The organism is Streptomyces sp. NBC_00385, assembly GCF_035917155.1.
GTDB classification, from domain to species: Bacteria; Actinomycetota; Actinomycetes; order Streptomycetales; family Streptomycetaceae; genus Streptomyces; species Streptomyces poriferorum.
On record NZ_CP107951.1, the window covers coordinates 6212614 to 6233116 of the forward strand.

A 20503-nucleotide genomic window follows, 5' to 3' on the forward strand; every position below is an offset into this window, starting at 1 on the left:
AGGCGCATCAACTCGCCAGCACTGAATAAAGCAGCGCACTGAACCTCATGCTTCGAAGCCGAAGCCAGGTTTTGGCGTAGGAGCCGCAAGGTGGGTATTCGTGCATGAAACAGTCTGTTTCATTCGATCAGGAGGTTGAGCTGTACTGAGGCGAAAGGGGTGTTCAATCTGAGCTTCTTCTTTCTACAGGCCTGTCCTGCACCGAACCTGACTGAGTACGCGGTCGAGGAGGCCAGGCACGTTCGCTCCGCCGAGGACGAGCTGCCGATCCAGCAGTCGGTTCCCCGATTCGCATGAGGTCTCGCTGACGAGGGCGCATCCGTGACAGGCGGACAGATTCAGCTGCGACGAGCCTTGCCGGTCGCTCTCGATGCACACCGGGTCGTTCGAGCAGACGTCCGCGTCGCTCAGCGCGGCCAGTAGCAGCGGAAGGAGCTTGTCCGGTGCACCCAAGCGGACGAGCCCACCGAGCGTCCCCTGCGCGTCCCCGGATGCCGTGTAGATGAAGATGCCTGCAGTGCGGTCCGGCCGATCGGAGTGTGCATAGATGCGCTCCTGTAGGGCCGCCGACGCGTAGCCACTCGCGAATGCGAGCCTGCGGATCAGCAGGTGGGAGATGGTGTGAAGCGCGACGTACCGCGGTTCGGGTACATCCAGGCGCTGGGCCCACGGGGTCGCGTCCCTGCGGTGCACCAGAATGTCGGCGCGTGCACGGACTTCGGGCAGGATCTCCCACTCGGACATCTGCTTCTCGTCGAACCGAAGGAAGATCCCCTCCCCGAACGTCTCGACGGCGGGATAGACAGGCTTGCGCCGCCGGTCGGGACCGAGATCCGCGGAGATGAAGTCGGCGTCGGCGTCGTGACGCTGGAATCCGCGTAGCGCCCTGACCTCACGGACGCGGCGAACCTGACCCACACCGAGGAGTCGGCTCGTGAGGGCCGAGTGTGGATCCGAAGTGGCGGTCACCCGCCAGCCGTCGACGACGAAGTCTCCCGCACCGTGGTCCCTGCCGCTTTCGAGCTTCCGGACGAAGGCCGCCCACTCGCCGTCTTTGAGTTCGAGGAGCGGGTCCTCATCGGAGGCCTCTCCGCCAGCCGCGAGGGCGAGGACGTCTTCCGGCGACACCCCATCGATCTCGTCCGCAATCCATCCGGCCACCAGCTCTGCCTGAGGGCCACCGTTGTCCACCACCACCTTCTCGAAGTACACGTGGCCGCGGATCAGGTCCATCGTTCGCGCGGACCTCGGGCGTTCCTCCGGGATGTCGAGCGCCGAGAGGCTATCCGCGATGTAGTTGCCGGTGGCACCGCGCTGAACGGCGACGAGGTGGTGATCGCAGACGTGACCGGGCTTCGGGTCCTCCCAGGGTTGGATGCCCTCGCAGCGGATGGCGTCACGGCGCAGTGACTCGCTGCCGACCAGTTCGGAGAGCGGGCGGGACCGGTCGCACCCGGTGCACTGGATGCGGAGCGACCCCAGCCCCTCTCCGAGCTGGGATGAACGAACGAATTTCAGTTCCTTGTAGGCGCGGCAGAACCGCACGGCGTCGCCGACGCCCCCGTCATTTCCGCGGTGCGCCCACTTGAACCAGGGGACATCCTGGATGTGGCTGCCCTTTTTGCACACTGCGACGTAGCGCATGGGCACAAGCGTCCCACCGCACTCACAGCTGTTGGTGAAACGGCCTTTGTTTTTGCCGCTGAATTGGGAGAGTTTGGTGCACCTCTCGCAGAACCGCCAGGCCGGGAACCGCCAATAGAGCAGGTGTGGGGTCCCCTTGGCCGCGCGCCCGGAGTGGGCCGGGGCCTGTCGCAGGACGCCAGCGCCCAGCCGCGAGAGGAGCCGTTCGCAACTGATCTCGGGAGCGAACTTGCGGTCCCACCACGAGGTGTCGGGTGCGATCAAGGACTCCCCGAGCACGTCGACGATGGCTCCCACACCGAACGGGGAGAGCGTCTCCGACAACCGCAGATCATGCAGGATGCGTTCCATGGTCGCCTCCTTCCATCGGTTCACGGACCTGCACAGCGACCTTCGGCTCGACCGACCGCATCGAGTCGGCGACGAGCCATCCCTCGCCCGGTTGGCCGAATCGTTTGAGCAATGCGTTGTCGTCCGATTTTCGTCGGTCGTACAACAGTGTGGAACCGGCCTCCCGCGCCGTGCGCGCGCGGTGGTCCCAGTCGCGCAGGAGCCGCTGCACTTCTTCCGCGGTTCCCTCGGCCTCTATTCCCTCGGAGCGGTTCACGAGATCGATAAATGTCGCGACGAGCCCGTCGATCGCACCGCGCATCCGTTGGTCGGAGAGGTCGAGACGCGACGCGTTGTCATTGTCAGCGAGGGTGGAGAACGACTGCCTCAGCAACGCCACGAGTGCGCCGGCCAGCGATCGTCCACGGGACGCTACGGACCACGGGGTGACGCTCGTCGGCTCGACGCTGCGGTATAGAGCTTCGTGATAGCCGCGAAAGGTCTCGAAGTGTGAACGGTCGCGCGCCCGATTCGAGCGGAACAGCGTGGTGACGATGCCGTTGTTGCGCCCGCGTCCGACTCTACTGGTCGCTTGGATGTACTCGGCGGTCGTCTTGGGCTGGCCGACCATCAGCATCAGTGCCAACCGAGGGATGTCGATGCCCACAGACAGCATGTTGGAGGACAAAACCACGTCGACGGCCCCACCGCCGTCCTCTACGCTCCTGCTCAGTTCACGCAGGTCGTTGGGAAGTTCCTCCGGGCCTCGCCGGCTTGTCAGTTCCAGCACTCGGTCGGCCCGGATTCGCCGCATCGGCAGGCGCAGACGTTCCGAACGCACTTCGAGGCGCCCGTTCACATCGTCGACGATCAGAGTCCCCGAGCGGCCGAGCTCACGAAGACTGTTGTGGTACATCACGGCCGTCCAGTAGGAGTCCCGTGTCGTACCCGGATCGGTTGCTTTGGCGAGCACCTCGGGAATCTCGATCACGGGTGCTGTCGCGGCGATGACCGCGGAGACCTGCGAGAGGGACTGTGGCATCAGGCCGACGTACAGGCGACCCTCGCCGCTCTCGACAGGGCGTGAGAAGAAGGTCTGGTCACCGTCGAGCCCTGTCGGTGGGTAGAGGGCGACGCTACGCCCGTACAGCCCACGGACCTGCTCGTCCGATGCGCGGATCGTGGCCGTCGAGGCGATGATCTTGGGGGTGGATCCGTTTTTGCCCAGGAGCATTTTGATCATCGCGTCGAAGACGGCGACCGTCGTGCCGAGCGGCCCCGACAGCAGGTGCAACTCGTCCTGAATGATCAGCGACGGCAGTCGGAACGACGTGTTGAGGCCGAGGAGACTGCCAGCCTCCGGCTTGAACTGGAGACGGGCGAATTTGTCCACCGTAGCCAGCAGGATCGTCGGCGGTTCGTCGTAGAGAGCATCATCGACCACGCCTACGGGAAGCTCGTCACGGAACCGGCAGTCCTCGCGGGTGCAGTGGATGGTGACGTCGTGGCCGACGAGCCGGAAGCCGTACTGAGTCCGGTCGTGCGCCTTAGCCTGAGGCAGGAGCGAGGCGCCGCACCACGGACAGCTCTCGACCTGGAACTCATTCGCCTCCTTGGGTCGGGAGGCCTTGTGCAAGCGGTCCAAGGCATGCTTGGCGTCAATCCTCGTGGCAGGGGTGACCTCGTTGCCGACCCACAGACCGATAGAGAACCGGGCCATGCCCTTCGCTCGCGGGTCGTCGTGCCGCAGGACCTCCATCGCGCAGACGAGGGAGGCGGCGCGCTGGAATTGCTGTGCCGTCAGGAGACGGAGCGTGTAGCGAGTGATCACCGCGGTACCGGCGCCGGCGAATCCGTACACGAACCGGCGTCGGAAGATCTCGATCGCCGCCAGCCCCAGATAGGCCTCCGTCTTTCCGCCGCCGGTTGGGAACCAGATCAGATCGACGAGCTCCCGGTCGACGTGCCTCTCGTCGATGGTCGACGCGAGAGAGACCAGCAGGAAGCCGAGCTGGAAGGGGCGCCAGCGAGGTTCCTCCTCCTCTACTGGGTCCTTGCCACTCTTGATCACCGTCTGACGCATCTGGAGGCGCATCGCTGCCATGCCGAGCGCGAACGCCTTTCGCAACGTCTCATGCTCCGGGTCGCGCAGCAGGTCAACGCCGGCCTCCATGCGGCGCACGGCGCAGCGCGCCCGCTTGGTGATCGACCGGGCGATCGGGGCGTCATCACCGTGTTCACTGACGCGGTCCTCCTGCTCCGTGACCCAGCTGGAGAAGGACTTGACGAACACGTCCAGTGTCGACAGGACCTCAGTCGGATTCGTGTCGATCCGCTGCAGGAGGTCGAGGCGGAGCGCCTTCGCAGCCTCGGATTGTGAAGCGAACCCGGTGGTCTCGACTGCGGGGACGACGTACGCCGGCACGGGATCGAGGAAGACTCGCGTGCAAGTGCCGTCGCGCAGATCCCAGTCGGCCGCCATGCCGTGGCCGACTGCATACACTCTCTTGTCGCGGTAGCGCAGCCGCAGTTCGGCGGATTCGTCGTCCAGTTCGAGTGACCGCGCACCGTCGTACTCGCGGATTCGTCCGTCGTCGGCGGGCTTCACACCTAGGCAGATCTGGAAGAGCATCAGAGCGATGTCGGGTCGGTCCTTGCCCGTTGACTTGGACAGCACGCGCGCGTGGACTGTCACGAGATGGGCGTCGCCGTACGGGCGCCATCTCGATCCGATCTCCAGCTCTACCTCCCCCGCCCGCATCTCATGCGGGGGCCTTCTGCCGGAAAGTTCGATCCCGTCGAACTGGAAGGGGCGGCGCTGCCAGCGCGGGGGCCCGTCGCCTGTCACCGGCTGGTAGGTGCCCCCCGAGAAGTCGCACGAGACGGTGTCCCTGTCCGTGACAAAGGAAATCGCCACCGAGGAGGGGCGCCAGTCCTCGGCCAACGGCACACCTGCGCCCGACTCCTCCACCTCTCCCTCGGTGACATCGCTCGCGACCGCCGTCCCATCGTCACCCATCTCGGCACCGGGCGCGGACGATCCAGCGGGAAACAACATTCCGACGGCGTACTGCCGGTCCGGCATGTTGGTGACCACTTCTTCCTCCCCGCCGTCCGGTCCGACGTACGCCACACGAAGGTGCTTCAGTGCGAGGTCCTGCGCTCTGGTCCTACTCATGAGGTCACCACCCGTTGGGGGAGAAGCTGCTGGAGGCGTCGCCGGTCCTCTTTGGTTGCGACGATGTGAAGCGAGACGCGAGCGCGCGTGACCGCCACATAGAATGCCGCCGTTCCGGCGTCGTCGTAGGTCCAGGGAAGATCGCAGACGATGACGTGCTCCGCTTCGAGACCCTTCGCGTACTTCGGGCTCGTCACGATGTGACCGCTGGGCATCTCGCGGGGAGCCGTATTCGAAGTCGTGCTGATGACCCAGATGTCCTCACCGGGGACCCCGTCGGCCAGAAGCCGCCGCGCCACTGCGTCGGCCGCGGCGAGGTCGGCCTCCGCGTCAGGAGTGTGCCACTGGACCCGCTCCCCGTGAACGATGCCCGGATCCCCGACGTCTGCTCCCAGGTACTCCTGCACGACGTGCACCATTGCCTGCGTATTGCGGACGTTAAGGTCCAAGTCGACTGAAAGTGCCTCGGGGGCGATCAGCTCGAAGACGTCCTCGTCGAAGCCGCCGTCAACGTGCGCCTGATTGTTCATGTCGAGGAACATCCGCCACCGACCACCGGCTCGCCCACCACCGACGACCGCGTCGAGAGTGTCCATCGCCTCTGCCGTCATCAGGTCCTGCGCCTCATCGACGAACACCGCGTCGTAGTCCTTAGTCGGACTCAGGTTGTCGAACGGGACCACGTCGATGTCGCGATCGGTCACGTGCGGAGCGAAGAAGCGTACGAGCCCTGGTGACCGGAAGGTCACCAGTACTGACCTCCCCTGATCCGCCTCCTGCTTGGCCGCCTCGACGAGGACGATCGACTTGCCCGTCCCGGCGCCCCCGAAGACCATCACCCGGGGGTTGCGCGCGAGCGACGCGAGGACTCTGGCCTGGCTTGCCGTCGCGCGGTTCTGCTCCTCGATGACTGCTCCGCGCTGAGCGTCGATCACGGGCATTCGGGTGAACTCGCCGAACAGTCGGGCCCGGAGGTCCTCGACCCTCGCGAGCCTCCGGCCGACCGGAGGCTTCCGCGAAGCCGCAGCGACGGCGTCGAGCGCACTGGTCATGCGCTCGACGCTCATGGAGTTCTTCGCCAGCCAGTGGGTCGGTTGCCATTCGACCGAGTGCGGGAGGGGCTCGGTGTCGGGCGTGACGACGACGGCCTCGTGTGCGAACCACCCGATGCCCTCCTCGTGGAGGATGTCCCGCAGCGCGTGCATGGCGGAGCGGGCCTGCTCCATCGGGGATCCTGACAACTTGTGCCAGTCGTCGCGACGGTCGACGCTGTACCAGGCTCCGTCAAATTTCCTGACTCCCCCGCCTTTCACCTCGACGAGGATGACTACCTTCTTCCACAGGATGACGAAGTCCGCCTCCGCTTGCTGCTTGTAGGCGTGCGACCGCAACTTCACCGAATGGAAGGCGACTGCATCGGAGTCACCCTCCACATCTCGGAGCAGACGGGCGACCCTGCGTTCAGCGTGGCTGTCAGCGTTCCTTTCGATGTCAGCGAGATCGGGAACGAGGATCACGCGCGCTGTTCCTTCCAGAGGTCTTCGTACTCACGGTATCCGAGCAACTCATTGACGTCGCCGAAGTTGTCCGCCATGTCCACGATGAGGCACTCGGGCTTGCCACCGTTGGCGGGGCCGCGTAGGCCGCGCCCAGCCATCTGGATGTAGGCGTTCGGGCTGAAGGTGGGGCGGGCGATGTAGAGGGCTCGGACGCCCGGAGCATCGAACCCCTGGATCAGCAGGTCGCAATTGGCGAGGACTCGGATCTCGTTCCTCTTGAACTTCGCGATGATATCGCGGCGTTCCTGCCTTCCGGTTTGCCCGCTCACCGCCGCGGCCGCGACTCCGCGGTACCTCAGAGTCGCGGCGAGCACTTGGGCCGAGAGGACGTTCGGAGTGAAGACCAACACCGGCCAGCCCTCGTCCAGGCCCATGATGTGATTGACGAGGGTCGCCATGCGGGCCTGGTCCTGGCCGATACGTTCCATGACGCGGGGGCTGATCCTGCGCTGCTCCGTTGCCTCGGTGATCTCTTCCGGCAGAAGCTGGACGTCGATTCCGTCGAGCACCTGGTGCTCGACCCGAGCAAGCACCTCGAGGTCTGCGAGCTGCTTGTACGCGTCCGAGCCGAAGGCGTCGAGCTTGCGGTTGCCGAACCGGTTGGCGAGGGCCTTGGTCGCCGCATCGGACGTCCCCTTGAACGGCGTCGCGGACAGACCGACCAGGGGACGCGCCCAGCCGCGCCCGGCCACACCGAGCCACTCCAAGATGCGCGTATACCGCTCCGAACCGCCCGCACGGTGCCCCTCATCGATGATGACCGTCGATGCGTTGGCGAGCCACGCGTATTCTGGGCTGCCGAGGATGACGTCGAGCTTGGCGTCCGTCGCGACGATGAGGCTGAACTCGGTGTCTGGTTCGTGTACGGCGTTGCGCTCCCAGAGCCGCCCCACCGTCAACGGGCGCTCGTCCGCGAGCCCCCGCCAGACCGTCGTCCAGGTCTGTACCGCTTGCTCGCATAGCTCCAGCGACTGCGCGATCCACAGGACCGGCCCCCGCAGGCCTCCCTCGATGAAGAGCCTGAGTACGGTCTCCGCCGCGACACGTGTCTTGCCCGCACCCGTGGGGAGTTCCACCATCGCCTTCAGATGGCGGCCGTTCGCGTCACGTAGTACGAGCACGTCCTTGAGTTGCTGGCTGATTCTCTTCTGGAATTGGTGAAGGGGATCTAGTTTCACGGCTCCGGGGACGATGAACTCGTGTTCCTGGGGCTCGCTGCGGCGACCCGCATACTTCGTCCCGAAGCCCATACTCCGCAACCACGAGATGGTATTGGCGCTTCCGGCCCAAGCGTTCGGGACATCGGGGAAGCCCTCCTGTCGGAACAGATGGGCAAGCTCCTTGACCGAGTCCGATCCGTGCACCGTGAGGAAAAGTTCGGAGACGGAGGCGTTGCCATCGAGCAGCCCCTGCGTCTCCAGAGCCTGCCACAGCCCCTTGGGGAGGGCGTCGCGCAGGTCGTCAGGCCCGAAGTAGACGTCGAGTCGTTCGGCGTCAGTGGCGGCCGCAAGGGCTTCCTGTTGAAGCCCTTGGAGCCGGTGATCGAGGCCCGTCCTAAGCACGTTCTCGAGGTCGGCGTTAGTCAGGCGCAGCTCGAATGCTTCGTTGATGTAGCCAAGGAGCCCTCGCTCGCCGACATCGTCTCGTACAACCAGAGCCGCCCCGTCGAGGTGCCAGGGCAGCGGCTGGTCCTCCACGCCGTCCTCCGTGGTCACCCGCTTGACCACCTGGATTGCGCGGGTGACCGTCGCGTTGGTCAGGCTGCGGGCGACGTGCGTGTTGCGCAGCCCGGTGAAGAGGTCGAGGACCCGCTCACTCTCCTGCTCCCCGGCGATCACCATCGAGAACGCGAAGCTGTCCTCGAATCGCCGGCACCCCACCGAGGCTATGAGTTCCAGAGCTTGGGCATCCGTCACACGCAGGTACGGGCGCTGACGCGAAGACAGAAAATCCTGCTGATCGTCCGTCGTGGCGAGGTAGACCGACGCGGGGGAACGCGACTCGGTGGCGCGTTTGACTCGGGCGGGGATGCTCGGCGGGCGGCCACCTGGATGGGCGATGCGGGACGCTGTCGTGATGAACTCGACGAGGAGGTCGTCCTCCATGTTCGAGGGGAAGAGCTCCGCTGCAAGGGCCTCCCTGAGCACCTGAGGGGGTACGGCTTCCAGTTCGTCCGGCAGACCCAGCGTCTCGGCGACCCGGCGCGGTCCACGGAACAGCGGCAGGAGTTTCTCGTACCTGACGAGGGAGGGAGCGACGATCTCGGCCGGTGTGCGGAAACCGCGGGTCGACTGGAGCAGACCTGCACGGTCCACCGCCCAACGAACTGGTGACGGCACGGTATGGGTTCGACCCGTGTGGAGGTCATCGCAGGTCCACTCGACGTCGCCGATCTCGAGCAGACCGACGGTCCAGATCTCGCGCAACTTCGACGACGCGTTCGAGTCGAGCAGGATGGGCAGCATGGAGAACGGACCCGGGCCCTCGCCGGGGAGGAGGTCGATGTTCTCGATTGGCCGTTCGCCGGGACCCTGAGCCTCGTTGAGCGTTGCTACGACCCACTCCCGGTACTGCGCGAGCGCCAGCTCGTCTTCAGCGGGGTAGCGGCTTCTGGGCGCACGGACCACGCCCAGCTCGTGCGCCACCTCGGGCGTGCAACGCTGGCGGTCGAGCGTCACCGCCGCGTACTCGTCACCCAAGGGTTCAGGAAGGTCGAAGACTGTGTGGGGCCAGGACCAACCACCGTCTTTAGTGGGAACCTTGACCGTGAGTGGGTGGCCAGTCAGCGCTTTGCCCGTGTCGCGCGGAGGTAGGCCGACGACAGCCTTCCAAAGCTTGGTGAGTTCTTCGTCGCCTGAGGTGCTCGAGAGCGCAGCGAGGCGCGCATTGAGGATTGCGCGCGGATCCAGGTCTCGGAAACCGACCCTCCTGAGACCCTCGTCGACACCGGGTCGGGCCAGGAAGTCGGGGGAGACGAAGATGGCGCCCTCGATCTCGACGCCCTCCTCCTGGTGCAGGAAGACGACACTTCTGTCCGCGAGCGAACGCATGCCTTCGGTGGTCGGGACGACTTTGGCCTGCTCGACGGCGGACTGGGGCTTATGCCCGAGCACGAACTTGAATGCGTTGGAAGATGACACTGAGTCCGGTCCATCGGCCCATTCGCGAAGCCAGGAGAGGAGTCCGCGCTTCGGGAGATCCTCCAGGGCACGCTTCATGTCCCTGTCTGTGGCATCGATGCCGCCGTGCGGACTTGCGGAAGTGAACAGTTGTCGTAGACGCGTGACGCGCTGCGGCGACGTGTAACACCGCCAATGTGGCACGTCGGTGGCAGTGTGGACTGAGATGGTCCACGCGCGGTGGATATCCGCGTGAACCTGGACGGCGAAGTCCAGAGGGCGTAGCTCGTCGGCGTTCACAAGAGTCCCCGCGGCGTCGGGAACCAGGCCGACACTTGCCGCGATCTCCGGCACATGCGCGCAGAGCAGCTTGTCGCCGAATGACAACGGCTCCCGTCCTCGTGCGGGCATGTAGTCGAGGTGGGCTGCCGGATCGTCGGGTTGCTTCACCTGCGGTAGCACTTCGACAAACATGTCTGAGAGCGTCGCGAGGATCTCCCGGTTGTAGTCGTTCTTCAACAACGTGGTCCGGTCGTCGTTCACGCTCCAAGGAGCGTTGAAGAGCGCAGACGCTGAGGTCTGGTCCTGGAGCGGGAAGTAGGACCAGAACCGTCCGACGCGCTGTCTCGCCTGTTGCTTCGGGATCGCGACGGTGACCTTGACCTCCGTACGCGAGACGGCCTCGCCGACCTCCTTGCGCGCCGCTGCGGACGGTGCGTGCATCCGGTCCGCGACGATCCATTCGTCGCCGCCGCCGTTCGGGGTCTCGATCTTGTAGACGCCGCCGCCAAAGTCACGGGACGTGTGGCTCGTCTCGAAGCCATCGACGCCAAGCACCATGAGCCTGACCTCACGAACGGACCCGACGAAAAGCAGAAACTCCGAGGCGAACGATTCCATCTCCCGGCGGAGCCGTTCGAGGTTGGAAGCGTGCGAAAGCTTCACGATGCTGGTGGCCCAACCGGCGAGCCCAGCGAGGATCGGGTCCTCGGCGAACATGGCGAACGGGTCGACGACAGTGGGCGTACGCAGGATCGGATAACGTTTAGCAGTGGATGCGATCCGGCCGATCTCGGCCCGCGCCGTGCGCGAGTTGAACTCGAATGACACCGAGCGGCTGAAGACCTGCGGCGCGTCCGACACGGCCAGGACGGACTTGAACCCGAGTCCGAAGCGCCCGATCTCGTCGCCTCGCTTGCCGCTCAGGTGCGCGTGCGTTATCGCAGTGAGTCCGCTCCTGGAGAACGGGCGACCGGCGTTGGCGCAGTAGAGGGTCCGCTTCTCCGGGTCGAGGACGATCTCGACCCGGCCCGCGAATCCACTCTGGTCGTCGCTGACCTCTGACATCGCATCAGCGGCGTTCTGGACGAGTTCCAGAAGTGTTCGATTGGCATACCCGCCGACCCGGATGGACTCCTCGTGGTTGGCATGCTCGGAGACGAGGTGCGCATTGGCCCTGTAGGACGCGAGGGCCCTGTCGAACTGATCCTCCACTTCCCGCACAAGGCCCGAGTCCGGTGTCCAGGACTGTGGTGTGATCGTCATGGGCAACCGCTCCTCTTATCGAACGAAGCCGAGTCGCCGGTAGGCGCAGACCTGCTAGGAGCGGCTCGCACTACGGTGGGACCACGTCCGATCGGGTGCACGATCTCTTGGGGAACGGCGCGGGGGCTGCTGGCCCCGTCCCAGTGTCGCAACCTGGCCCCTACGTTGTCGTCGTCTGGCAGTCGAACCTGTGTGACCCGACATGGTCCGAATCTAGACGATGCGCCCGAGGTAGACCCCATGAATTCGGATCAATGGGCAGGCACAACTTCGCGCTTTCGTGAAGTGCGCGTGCACGGGCGAGCTTTGAGACATCGGACCCGAGGTCGTCGACGATCTCCGCCAGGCGGAACGTCATCGACCCAGTTGGTCACGGACGGCGAAAGACGTGTGCTGTGGCGCAGCCTGTACTTGATCACGGCCCGTCCGCACTGTGGAGAATGGCCTCCCGGGCTGCCCAGGCCAGGATGCTCTGACCACGCATGGATAGCCCGAGTCGGTTCCAGTGAAAGATCACATGGTAGCTGAGCACCTGCCTCAATCCACGGTCTAGCGTTCCTTCTTGGACGGCGCTACTGAGCGCCTGCCCTGTGCGCTGGAAAGCACCAGCCCACTCGGCCACGGGCTTTAACGGCCCACCGGGCCGCAGCATGGCGTTGGTGTCGGCGAAGAGCAGGGGCCGGATCTCTCGGGCGCGGGCGTCGAGTCCGTCCGCCGCGACATCGTTGATAGCAGAGCGGTGTTCTTCCGTGATGACGCGGTGCCAGACATCCCCTTGCTCGTACCACTCCAGCCCGGCAGTGCGCATCATGAGCGTGCAGAGGAGGACGGACAGCTCGCGAGGCCCCACGGCCAGGTCGCCGCGCTGCCGCAACTGCTGTGCCTCCCGGCTGTCGGTGATGAACAGGGCGTGCGCGGCCGTCATGCCAGCTGTCCCTCCGAAGGCTGCGGTCTCCGGCTCGTAGTTGCCGGGCCACCATCGTTGGATGTGCCCGTCGGAGACGAGGCGGTCCAAGCCGTCACCGACGGTCCACTTGGCTCCGATCGTGGGCCGTACGCGCAGACGCAGGCGCCAGCAGGGGTGTTTGCGGGTGTACCACCAGCCGTCAATGGTGCCGGCTGCTTCAGCGTCTAGCAGGACGGGCAGCACGTGTGTGGTGAAGGTGTTATCGGAGTTCGCCCAGTCGGTGAAGTGGAGGTACGCCTGCCACCAGTCGGTGGTGGCAGAGCGGCGGGCGAGGGCTTCTCTGCCGGCCTGGTCGTAGATCTTGACGGCGTCGGACAGAGCCACGGTGTCCATCCGGTACTGGTGAGCGGCGTCGGCGATCGGTAGGCCGGTGAGGACAGCGAGGACCGCACCTTGGACCCGGTTCGGTTCCCTCTGGGTCAGTTGATCAGGAGACATGAGTCCCATCCGGTGATCGGGGCCTGCTGTGAGGCGTAGGTGAGGAGGGCGAGCGCGGTGCCGGCATCGCCGTTGATCAGCCCGGTCGTGGGGTGGCCGCCGGGTTGGGCTTGTGCTACGAGGGTCTCGCCGAGGCGCTTCCGGAGGGTCTGAAGTCGGTGGTCGAGGGCGTCGGCGGCGGCGCGGGTTGCGGTCTGGTAGATGCCTGCCCAGCCGTGGCACAGACCCGAGTCGGTGACGTGGGCGAGCTGTTCGGGGTCGATCAGAGCGCGGTACAGGGCGTCCTCGTAGAACGCCTGGACGTCGGGGGCGCCCAGGGCGAGGCCGGCGAGTTGCCCGGCCCGTGCGATGCCCGAGGTTCCGTAGCACCAGCTCGGCCGGGTGGGAGCGTCGTGGTGCGGGCGCCCAAGGTCGAGATCGCGGCGCGAGATGTACTCGGGCCACCAGGGACCGGAGGGACTGAGCTGGCACCAGACGTCAAGGTGTTCGCAGATGCTCCAGATGGCTTCGCGGTGGCCGCCGACGGTGATGCCGCGGCGCATGGCCTGAGCCAGGAGGAGGAGCGGGCCGGTAATGCCGTGGGCGGCACCGAAGTTGCCGTGGCCGCCCGGGAAGTGGGGGGACTCACCGCGGGCCGGGTCGTGGCGGACCCACCAGCCCGGCAGGCCGCGGCCGTCGAGGGCGAGGGGGCGGGTCAGGGCAACGAGGTACTTCAGGACCCGTTCCAGGGGGAGCCCTTCGGGGTCGGTCCGCAGGAGGTAGGCCCCGATGCCGGTGAGGCCGTAGAACAGGTCGTACTCGGCGAACGTGGGCAGGTCGCCCTTGCGGATGCGGGTGAGCGCGACATCCACACGGCGGTGGGCCAGGTCGGTGATGTGCTGGTGCAGAGTCCGGCGCGCCGGCTCGTACAGGTGCTGGAAGGGCGGCGGGACGGTCGTGAGGACGAAGCCGAGGGCCGGGGCGCCGAGGAATAGTCCGGCGGTGTCGGCCGCGCTGATATGTCCGGCCGCTGCGGCGGCGATCCATCGGTGGGCGGGGCGCCAGGAGCCGCCGTGACGGCTGGCCATCTCGATGTGCAGCAGGCTGATTCCGGCGGCGCCGTCGGCGAGGGACTGCACCGCCCAAGGCTCGTCCGGGGGCGGCGGACCGGGTTGTGCGAGGTGGGCGGTGTACTGCTCCAGGATCGTCGCGGTTGTGGCGGCCGGCGCGGTCATCGGGCGGCCATCCTGTGCTGGAGGGCCGCGGTTCGTACGAGCCGGATCGTGGTCTCCTCGGCGCGCGGGTCGACGCCCAGGGCCCGGACGTGGTGCTGGTGCAGGAGAGACCTGGCGACGCCGAGGGGATCACGCTGGTCGGTCAAGGCGTTCCGGTAGGTGTCCACGGCGGCGGCGCGAGCCCGCCATGCTTCGGCGACCGCAGGGCCGCCGGGGAGGGCCGCGAGCGCGGAGGCGCCGTTCGGCGCGGCGAGTTCGAGCATCTGGGTACGCAGGGCCCGGCTCAATCGCCCCGTGTGCTGGGGGAGGTTGCGCACCAACCACTCCTCGGCCGCCGCGGTGTTCGGCGCCAGGGGCGTGACGAGGTGCAGGGCGCTGGTCGCGGCGAGGGCCTGCGGGGCGACGGCGTCGGTGCGCTCGGTGAGCTGGATCTGTGCGAGGGCAGCGGCGGAGTCTGCGGCGAACACCTGGTGCGCGGCGTCCATGGCTGCCTCGCTGCCGAAGCGCCCGGTCTGCGGCTGGTAGGGAGCCAGGACGAGCCCCGCCGCCAGACCGGTCCCGTGCAGGCTGTCCGCCCACGTACGAACGTGCTGGGCGGCGGCCACGTACGCGTCCGGCGGCAGGTGCAGCGTGAGGTCGAGGTGCTGGTCGGTGTCCGGGCGGGCCATCTCCCGGTGCCGGGTGAACCACCAGAGTGGCGGGGTGTCGCCGAACGCGGCGAGGAGGCTGGGGAGGTGGCGGCTCAGGATCTCGTCGTAGCGGCGCGGGTGGGCGTGGAGCTGCGCGAGCAGGACGTCACCGGCGCCCGGAAGGTGCCGCCCGGGGACCGGTGACGTGGCGGGGCGCGGCCGGGGCACATCGGCGGTCTCCGGCTGCAACCGGCCCAGGGAGAGCCAGATCTCGTGTGCCCGTCCGATCCAGCCGTGGGCGTCTACGTCCGGGACCTCGCGCAGCTCCAGACGCCGGGCGTTGTTGAGGTGGGCGCGCAGGGTCCGGCGGTGGACCGGGTGGGACAGGTCGAGTGGAAGGCGCTGGTCGTACTCGATGATCGCGACCTGCATGGGGACCCGTAGCCGGTCCCGCCAGGCGGTGAAGGCGTCCTCCCACTCCTCGGTCGAGGCTTTGCGGCCGGGCAGGTCGTCGGTCATCAGCAGCCATCGGGCCTGCGTGAGGATGGTGCGGCGGTAGCGCACCCGGGGGAGGAACGGGAGCCGGGAGCCGGCGCCGAAGTCGAACGGCTTGTAGGCGGCGTACCGCCCGTTGGCCACTTCGGCGAGGAACCGGGCCAGTGGTGGGGTCTGTGTCCCGCCTTCCAGGGCGTGCAGAACCCGCACGTCGATACGCCGGCCGGTGGAGAGCTGCACGAGGTGGAAGCTGCGCGGGTCCGCAGTGACGACAATGTCGGCGAGCGGGATCGTCGTCTCGTCCGTCTCCCGGTGGCCGGACAGCTCGATGACGTGCGGCAGCAGCCGCGGCGTACGGGTGACGTTCTCGTTGCGGTGGCGGCGCGGCGGGAACACGAGCTGCGCCGTCAGGCCGTCCGGTGCCCCCTGGTACGTGGCGGCGAGCGCGTCCTGATGCTCGGGCGGCAGGACGTGGGCGAACCGGCCGGCCATGCTGCTGCCGGGGCGCGGAACCGCGGTGAGAAGGACATCGAAGGTGCCGCTGGACAGTGCCCGGGTGCTGGGTGAGTGGACCTCGAAGGCCACCTCCACCCGGGGCACGAACAGCCGCTCGTCCTCTCCGGCGGCCTTCTCCAAGGCGTCGACCATGTCGTCCGTCAGCCGCAGCTCATCGCGGCCGTCCAGGAGGACTTGCTGCATCAGCGCGAGCAGCAGTTCATCGCGGTCGGTGCGCACCTTCAGGGCGGCGCCGCGTTCGGAGCCGACGTATCCGGCGGGCAGGCCCAGACCGCTGTCGGCGACCAGGTCCATCACCGGCACCAGGGCCCCGACGCCGTACCGGGCCCGGAAGCGGCGGTGGTAGTCGCGCCAGTGCTGGTAGCCGTAGGGCTGCGGGGTGGTCCGGTAGAGGGCCGACACGGCTGCCTGCACTTCCGCGATCACGGCCTGCGGGAGCTGGGTCTCGCAGTCGAGGACGGTGTCAATGAGCAGCGGGGTCGAGGTGACGGTGGTGAGGGCGCGCATCCGCGCGGCGACGGCGCTCACGCTGGTGTCGGAAAGCGTCGGCTGGTGGGCGGACACGTCGGTGCGCAGCCCGTACAGCGCGTGGACCAGGTCCCGGACCTCCGGGACGTCCTCCGCCTGGTGCGCCTTCAGCTCCCGGCACAGGTGCTGGAAGGCGTCCACGGTGGTCATGGGCGCCCAGAGGCTGGTGATGAGGAACTGCTGCTCGACCAGGCTGGTGAGAAGGGCGTCGATCTTCTCCGGTGTCGCCTGTGGGAACCGGTCGCGCAGGTGGCTGTGGAGGTCGCCGTAGAGGATGGGGGTGCGGGCCCCGTCCATGGCGGCGGTCACCGGCCGGGCGTTGCGGACGGATATCTCGACCGGGGCCAGCAGGACGGCGTGGCCGTCGGAGGGCGGACCCGGTGCCACGAGCCGGTCACCGCGGATGCGGGCGGCGTTGTCGGCGACGAGCGGTAACCGCTTCAGCAACGCGGGGGTGCGCTGGAGCCGGAGAACCATGTCGGTGACCCATTCGGCGTCCGGCCGGATCATCGCGCGGTGCTTGTCGCGCCACCGCGCGCTCGCCCGGGGCCCGACCGACACCGGGGCGGTGCCGGCGAACAGCCCGAGCGGGGTCGGCCGGTGCTGCCACCGCAGGAGGTAGGAGACCGTTGACAGCGCGGTGCGGCGGACGTGACGGGGCTCGGTCTGCCGACCCCGGACGACGGCCTCGATGGCGTCGGACAGGACGGGGGTGGCCAGCTCCAGCGCGCGGCGGAAGTCCTCACGCTGCCAGATGCGGTTCAGCCATCCTCGGGTGACGGCCACGTCGTCCAGGTCGAGGGTACGGGGGATGTCTGCCGGCCCGGGGCTGGTGGTGGCGCGCAGCATCGCAACGCCTTGCCACTGGTATCCGGCGGCTGCTCGGGAAGCCATGAGGCCCTTCCATGAGGCGGCGCGGGGAGGGGAGAGGGGCCCGTGGGCCGGGCGAAGCGCTTCGCCCGGCCCACAGGTCAGGGGGTCGGCCTGGATCAGGCCGGGTCCTCCGTGAAGGAACCGCAGGCGGAGGCACCGGTCGCGCAGGTTTGGCCGCAGCCGTCGCCCGTGGAGCACATGAGATGGCCATACGAGTGCTCGGCGATGACGACCTTCACGTCCAGGGGCGCGAAGTCGTCGTCATCCAGGCCCGCCAGCGGGGCGGGCGCGACCGGGGGCGGGGCGAGAGTGGCGCTCGTCATGATGTGCCTTCCTCTTGTTGGGGTGGTGCGGAACGACCTGGCTCCCGGTGTTACGCCGAGGGCCAGGAGAGCGAGATCCGGCTGTGCACCTTGTCGATGACCCGGTCGGCCGGGATCTGGTTATCGAGGGTGCTGGCCGGATAGACCCGGATGACCGGGCTGGGGCCGCCGCGCCGGTGGGCCTCCCAGTCGCGGAGCACGTCGGCGATCTGGTCGGCGAACTGCTCCGCGTCCGGGCCGAGGGCATGCACGCCGTACTCCAGGTGCTTGTTGTCCTCGGTGCGGTGGGTGACGAGGTAGGCGAAGGTGTCGTCATCGACGGCCGCGAGGGCGAACCGCTTGTTCACGGGGGCGACCAGCCCCGAGTCCGAGTTCTCATCGACGGCCATCGTGCAGAAGCCCGGCAGAGAGATCGCCATCGCCATCTGAAGGGTGTCGATGAGTTCCTGGATGCGAACAGTGACGCCGGTCCACAGTTCGTGGCGCGGAAACGTGACGGCGTTGTCGAGCCGGTGCGGGTCGGCCGGCAGGCCGTCATCGAACTTGAGCCCGATCTCCGGGGTGCCGTTGACCAGGAGGAGTTCTTCCCGGTGGGCGGTCGAGCCCTGCATCGGGACGAAGCCGCAGATCCGCGCCGACTCGCTTTCCAGGTAGGGACCGTGCTCGCCCGTGACCTGGATGAAGGCGACCGACCGGGTCAGGCCGCGCATCCGCAGCGGGACGACGAGCCGGCCGCCCTGCTTGAGCTGCGCGGTCCACGCCGGGGAGACGTCCCAGGCCCCGGCGGTCACCATCACGACGTCGACCTCACCGAGGTCCGGGATGGGCTCGGCGGCGTCGGCGGTGACGACGTGCACTCGGCCGAAGCCGTGCTCGTTCAGGAGCTGGCGCGCGAGATCGGTGACGGCGGGGTCGATGTCCACGGTGACGACTTCACCGTCCTCGCCGACGAGTTCGGCGAGGTAGGCCGCGTTCAGCCCGCCCGAGCCGATCTCCAACACCCGCATCCCGGGCTTCACCTGGGCCTGCTCCAGCATCATGGCCTGGATCTGCGGCGCGGAGACGGAACTGAGTTGCACGCCGTGCTCGTCCGTCTTGGTGATCACGGCAGCGTACGCGTCGTACGCCTTGTCCAGCGGGGTGTTGGGCGTGAACTCGTGCCGGGGCACCTTGCGCATGGCCGCTTCGATCTCCGGGGAGGAGATGTTGCCGTCCGCGCGCAGTTCGTCCACCACCTTGTTCCGCAGACGGGTTGCCTCGTCGGACTCGACGGTCACGTTCGTCATGGACTTCCTTCGTTCGCTCGTGTTCGGGGTAGGTAGGCCGACACCGCGTGCGGTGGGCCGAGAGGTTGTTGGTGAACGCTCTCCGTTCTCGCGGACCGCCGAAGTCCGGCGGTGTCGTGCCGGGCGACGTGTGAGCGCTCGCGCGCCGGCGGTGAGCCGCCCGACAGTCCCGTCTGTACCACTCAGGACCGCCGGGCGGCCGTCTATGCGGCGGGTACGAGGTCGTCCAGCTCGACGACCTCGTAGTCGTGTAGTTCGCGCACGAGTTGGCTTGCCAGGAACCAGTCCAACTGCGAGTGCCCGTAAGCCACGGGCGCGTCGTCGTCCTCGGCAGGAAGCGGCTCCAGGCCGGTGGCGGTGAGGCGGTATCGGGAGCCGATGACACCCCAGACCGATGTCGCCCCCGCGAGGAAGGCGACGTGCCCCTTCCGTAGATGCGGGCACAGCTCGACGGCCGGTCGCACGTGCTCCAGGCACACTGGCGGCTGGGCCGTCCTCACCGGCTCACAGGGGCGATGAGACGGGTCTTCCGCGGCTCCGGCCAGGAAGACGTACCCACGGGCGGTTTCGGCCGGACAGAAGCTGATCTGGCAGCGAAGCTGCTGCATGGCTGCCCGCTGCCGGGCGGGGTTGACCAAGCGCCACTGCGGCTTGCCTGTCGGTTTCCCGGCAGTGTTGAGCGACTGGGAACACCGGGCCCACAGCTCACCGCGCGGCCCACGATCGGCCGGAGTCTCGGCGTGGTAAGCGAGACGTACGGCGCCGAAGACATTCGTGCGTAGCGTGAGCTCCGACTCCAGCGCACCGTACTCACCCTCCCGGGAAGTGATGTACGGGACGAGTCTCGGTGCTGCGCTGGACCGCTTCACGCTGCTGCCCTCGCCCTGTCGAGGGACCGGTGCGGGGCGATCACACGGCCGTCGGGGAGGAGTTCGCCCGTGTCCTCGAAGAGAAGTACTCCGTTGCACAGCAGGCTCCAGCCCTGCTCAGGGCGGTGCGTGACGGGGCGCGCCGCCTCCCTGTCGGGAGCCTCGGCCACGGGGCACGGCGGATTGTGCGCACACATGGTGCTCGTCCTCTCGGGTGGGAAGTCGGGCCCTCTTCGGCGGGCTACGGTGCCGTGGGGGAACACGGAACGGAGATGGCCGAAGAGGGAGTCGTGGGGCGCCGCTGCATGAAGTCGGTGATGGCTGTTTCGCTGTAGCCGTAGAAGCCGACCAAGGGCGGTGACGCTGCGGTCGCCCCGGAGCATCGGTGGCTTCTCTCCCCACTCGATAACGGGGCGGGCGTCCGGAACGGGGCAGGCGTCCGGGCAGGACGAGCCGAAGTCGTACGCGTCTCGCGGAAGGGCTGCCGCCGTTGCGGTCACGACGGGTGTCTGAACGGCGCTGGGGTTGTGTATCACTCCGCCCCCGTGATGTAGCGGGCTTCGATCAGCTCTTCGACCAGGTCGGAGGTCACGAAGGCCAGGCGACGTGCAAGGCCGACAGCCTGCCGATGTGCGGCCGGCGTTCGCTCGCCCCTCAAGGGGAGCCCTCGTTCAGCGAGCTGGACCATCGCCCGCGTGGGCGGAAACTGCTCGTCCGCGAGGGCGATGTCGCTGAGCTGCTTCAAGTGGCTGCGGAGGCGGTCGATCAAGGCGCCGGTCGTCGTGACCGACGGCAGCTGATTGCCGATTGCCGTGTCGAGGTCGTCGAAGACTTCCTCGACATCTAGCGGACTCCAGTCCTTGATCCGCTCCAGGACGGACCTCAAGCCCTCTGCATCGAGTGGAGGTGTCCACTGCGGGATGCTCGGCTCGTCGGCCGGCGGAGGAACCACGTCGTTGTCCGGGACCAGAGCGGTGAGGGACATCGGAA

Annotated in this window: 12 protein-coding genes; all 12 read right to left on the reverse strand. The window is 67.5% G+C overall.

Annotated features, from left to right (window positions below; all coding sequences use genetic code 11):
- Positions 1-183: 183 nt before the first annotated feature.
- The 12 genes from OG959_RS27750 to OG959_RS27805 all read right to left on the reverse strand — a co-directional run bounded on the left by OG959_RS27750 (position 184) and on the right by OG959_RS27805 (position 20498).
- A complete protein-coding gene (locus OG959_RS27750) occupies positions 184-1995 on the reverse strand; it encodes a DUF1998 domain-containing protein (protein WP_326662792.1) in 1812 nt (603 codons plus the stop codon).
- On the reverse strand, positions 1976-5152 hold the full coding sequence (locus OG959_RS27755) for a helicase-related protein (protein WP_326662794.1): 3177 nt from the start codon (positions 5150-5152) through the stop codon (positions 1976-1978). Before OG959_RS27755 ends, OG959_RS27750 begins: the two co-directional genes overlap by 20 nt.
- Complete coding sequence (locus OG959_RS27760) at positions 5149-6669, reverse strand: nuclease-related domain-containing DEAD/DEAH box helicase (protein ID WP_326662796.1); 1521 nt, start codon at positions 6667-6669, stop codon at positions 5149-5151. Before OG959_RS27760 ends, OG959_RS27755 begins: the two co-directional genes overlap by 4 nt.
- Positions 6666-11375: a sacsin N-terminal ATP-binding-like domain-containing protein gene (locus OG959_RS27765; RefSeq protein WP_326662798.1), complete on the reverse strand. Its 4710-nt coding sequence runs from the start codon at positions 11373-11375 to the stop codon at positions 6666-6668. Before OG959_RS27765 ends, OG959_RS27760 begins: the two co-directional genes overlap by 4 nt.
- 415 nt (positions 11376-11790) lie before the next feature.
- On the reverse strand, positions 11791-12780 hold the full coding sequence (locus OG959_RS27770) for a thiopeptide-type bacteriocin biosynthesis protein (protein WP_326662800.1): 990 nt from the start codon (positions 12778-12780) through the stop codon (positions 11791-11793).
- The gene (locus tag OG959_RS27775; RefSeq protein WP_326662802.1) at positions 12762-13994 is read right to left on the reverse strand and encodes a lanthionine synthetase C family protein; all 1233 of its coding nucleotides are present in this window, start codon (positions 13992-13994) and stop codon (positions 12762-12764) included. Before OG959_RS27775 ends, OG959_RS27770 begins: the two co-directional genes overlap by 19 nt.
- Positions 13991-17056 (reverse strand): lantibiotic dehydratase, encoded by a 3066-nt coding sequence (locus OG959_RS27780; RefSeq protein ID WP_326662803.1) that lies wholly within the window; start codon positions 17054-17056, stop codon positions 13991-13993. The genes OG959_RS27775 and OG959_RS27780 overlap by 4 nt, the downstream gene beginning before the upstream one ends.
- 95 nt (positions 17057-17151) lie before the next feature.
- Positions 17152-17358, reverse strand: a complete 207-nt coding sequence (gene fxlA, locus OG959_RS27785) for an FxLD family lanthipeptide (RefSeq protein WP_277333773.1) — start codon at positions 17356-17358, stop codon at positions 17152-17154.
- 50 nt (positions 17359-17408) lie between these two features.
- The gene (fxlM, locus tag OG959_RS27790; RefSeq protein ID WP_326662807.1) at positions 17409-18644 is read right to left on the reverse strand and encodes a methyltransferase, FxLD system; all 1236 of its coding nucleotides are present in this window, start codon (positions 18642-18644) and stop codon (positions 17409-17411) included.
- 203 nt (positions 18645-18847) lie between these two features.
- Positions 18848-19108, reverse strand: a complete 261-nt coding sequence (locus tag OG959_RS27795) for a hypothetical protein (RefSeq protein ID WP_326662809.1) — start codon at positions 19106-19108, stop codon at positions 18848-18850.
- Positions 19109-19509: 401 nt separating this feature from the next.
- Positions 19510-19710 carry a DUF5999 family protein gene (locus OG959_RS27800; protein WP_030881369.1) on the reverse strand — a complete coding sequence of 67 codons (201 nt, stop codon included), beginning with the start codon at positions 19708-19710 and terminating at the stop codon, positions 19510-19512.
- 335 nt (positions 19711-20045) lie between these two features.
- Complete coding sequence (locus OG959_RS27805; RefSeq protein ID WP_326662811.1) at positions 20046-20498, reverse strand: DUF6415 family natural product biosynthesis protein; 453 nt, start codon at positions 20496-20498, stop codon at positions 20046-20048.
- Positions 20499-20503: the final 5 nt, after the last annotated feature.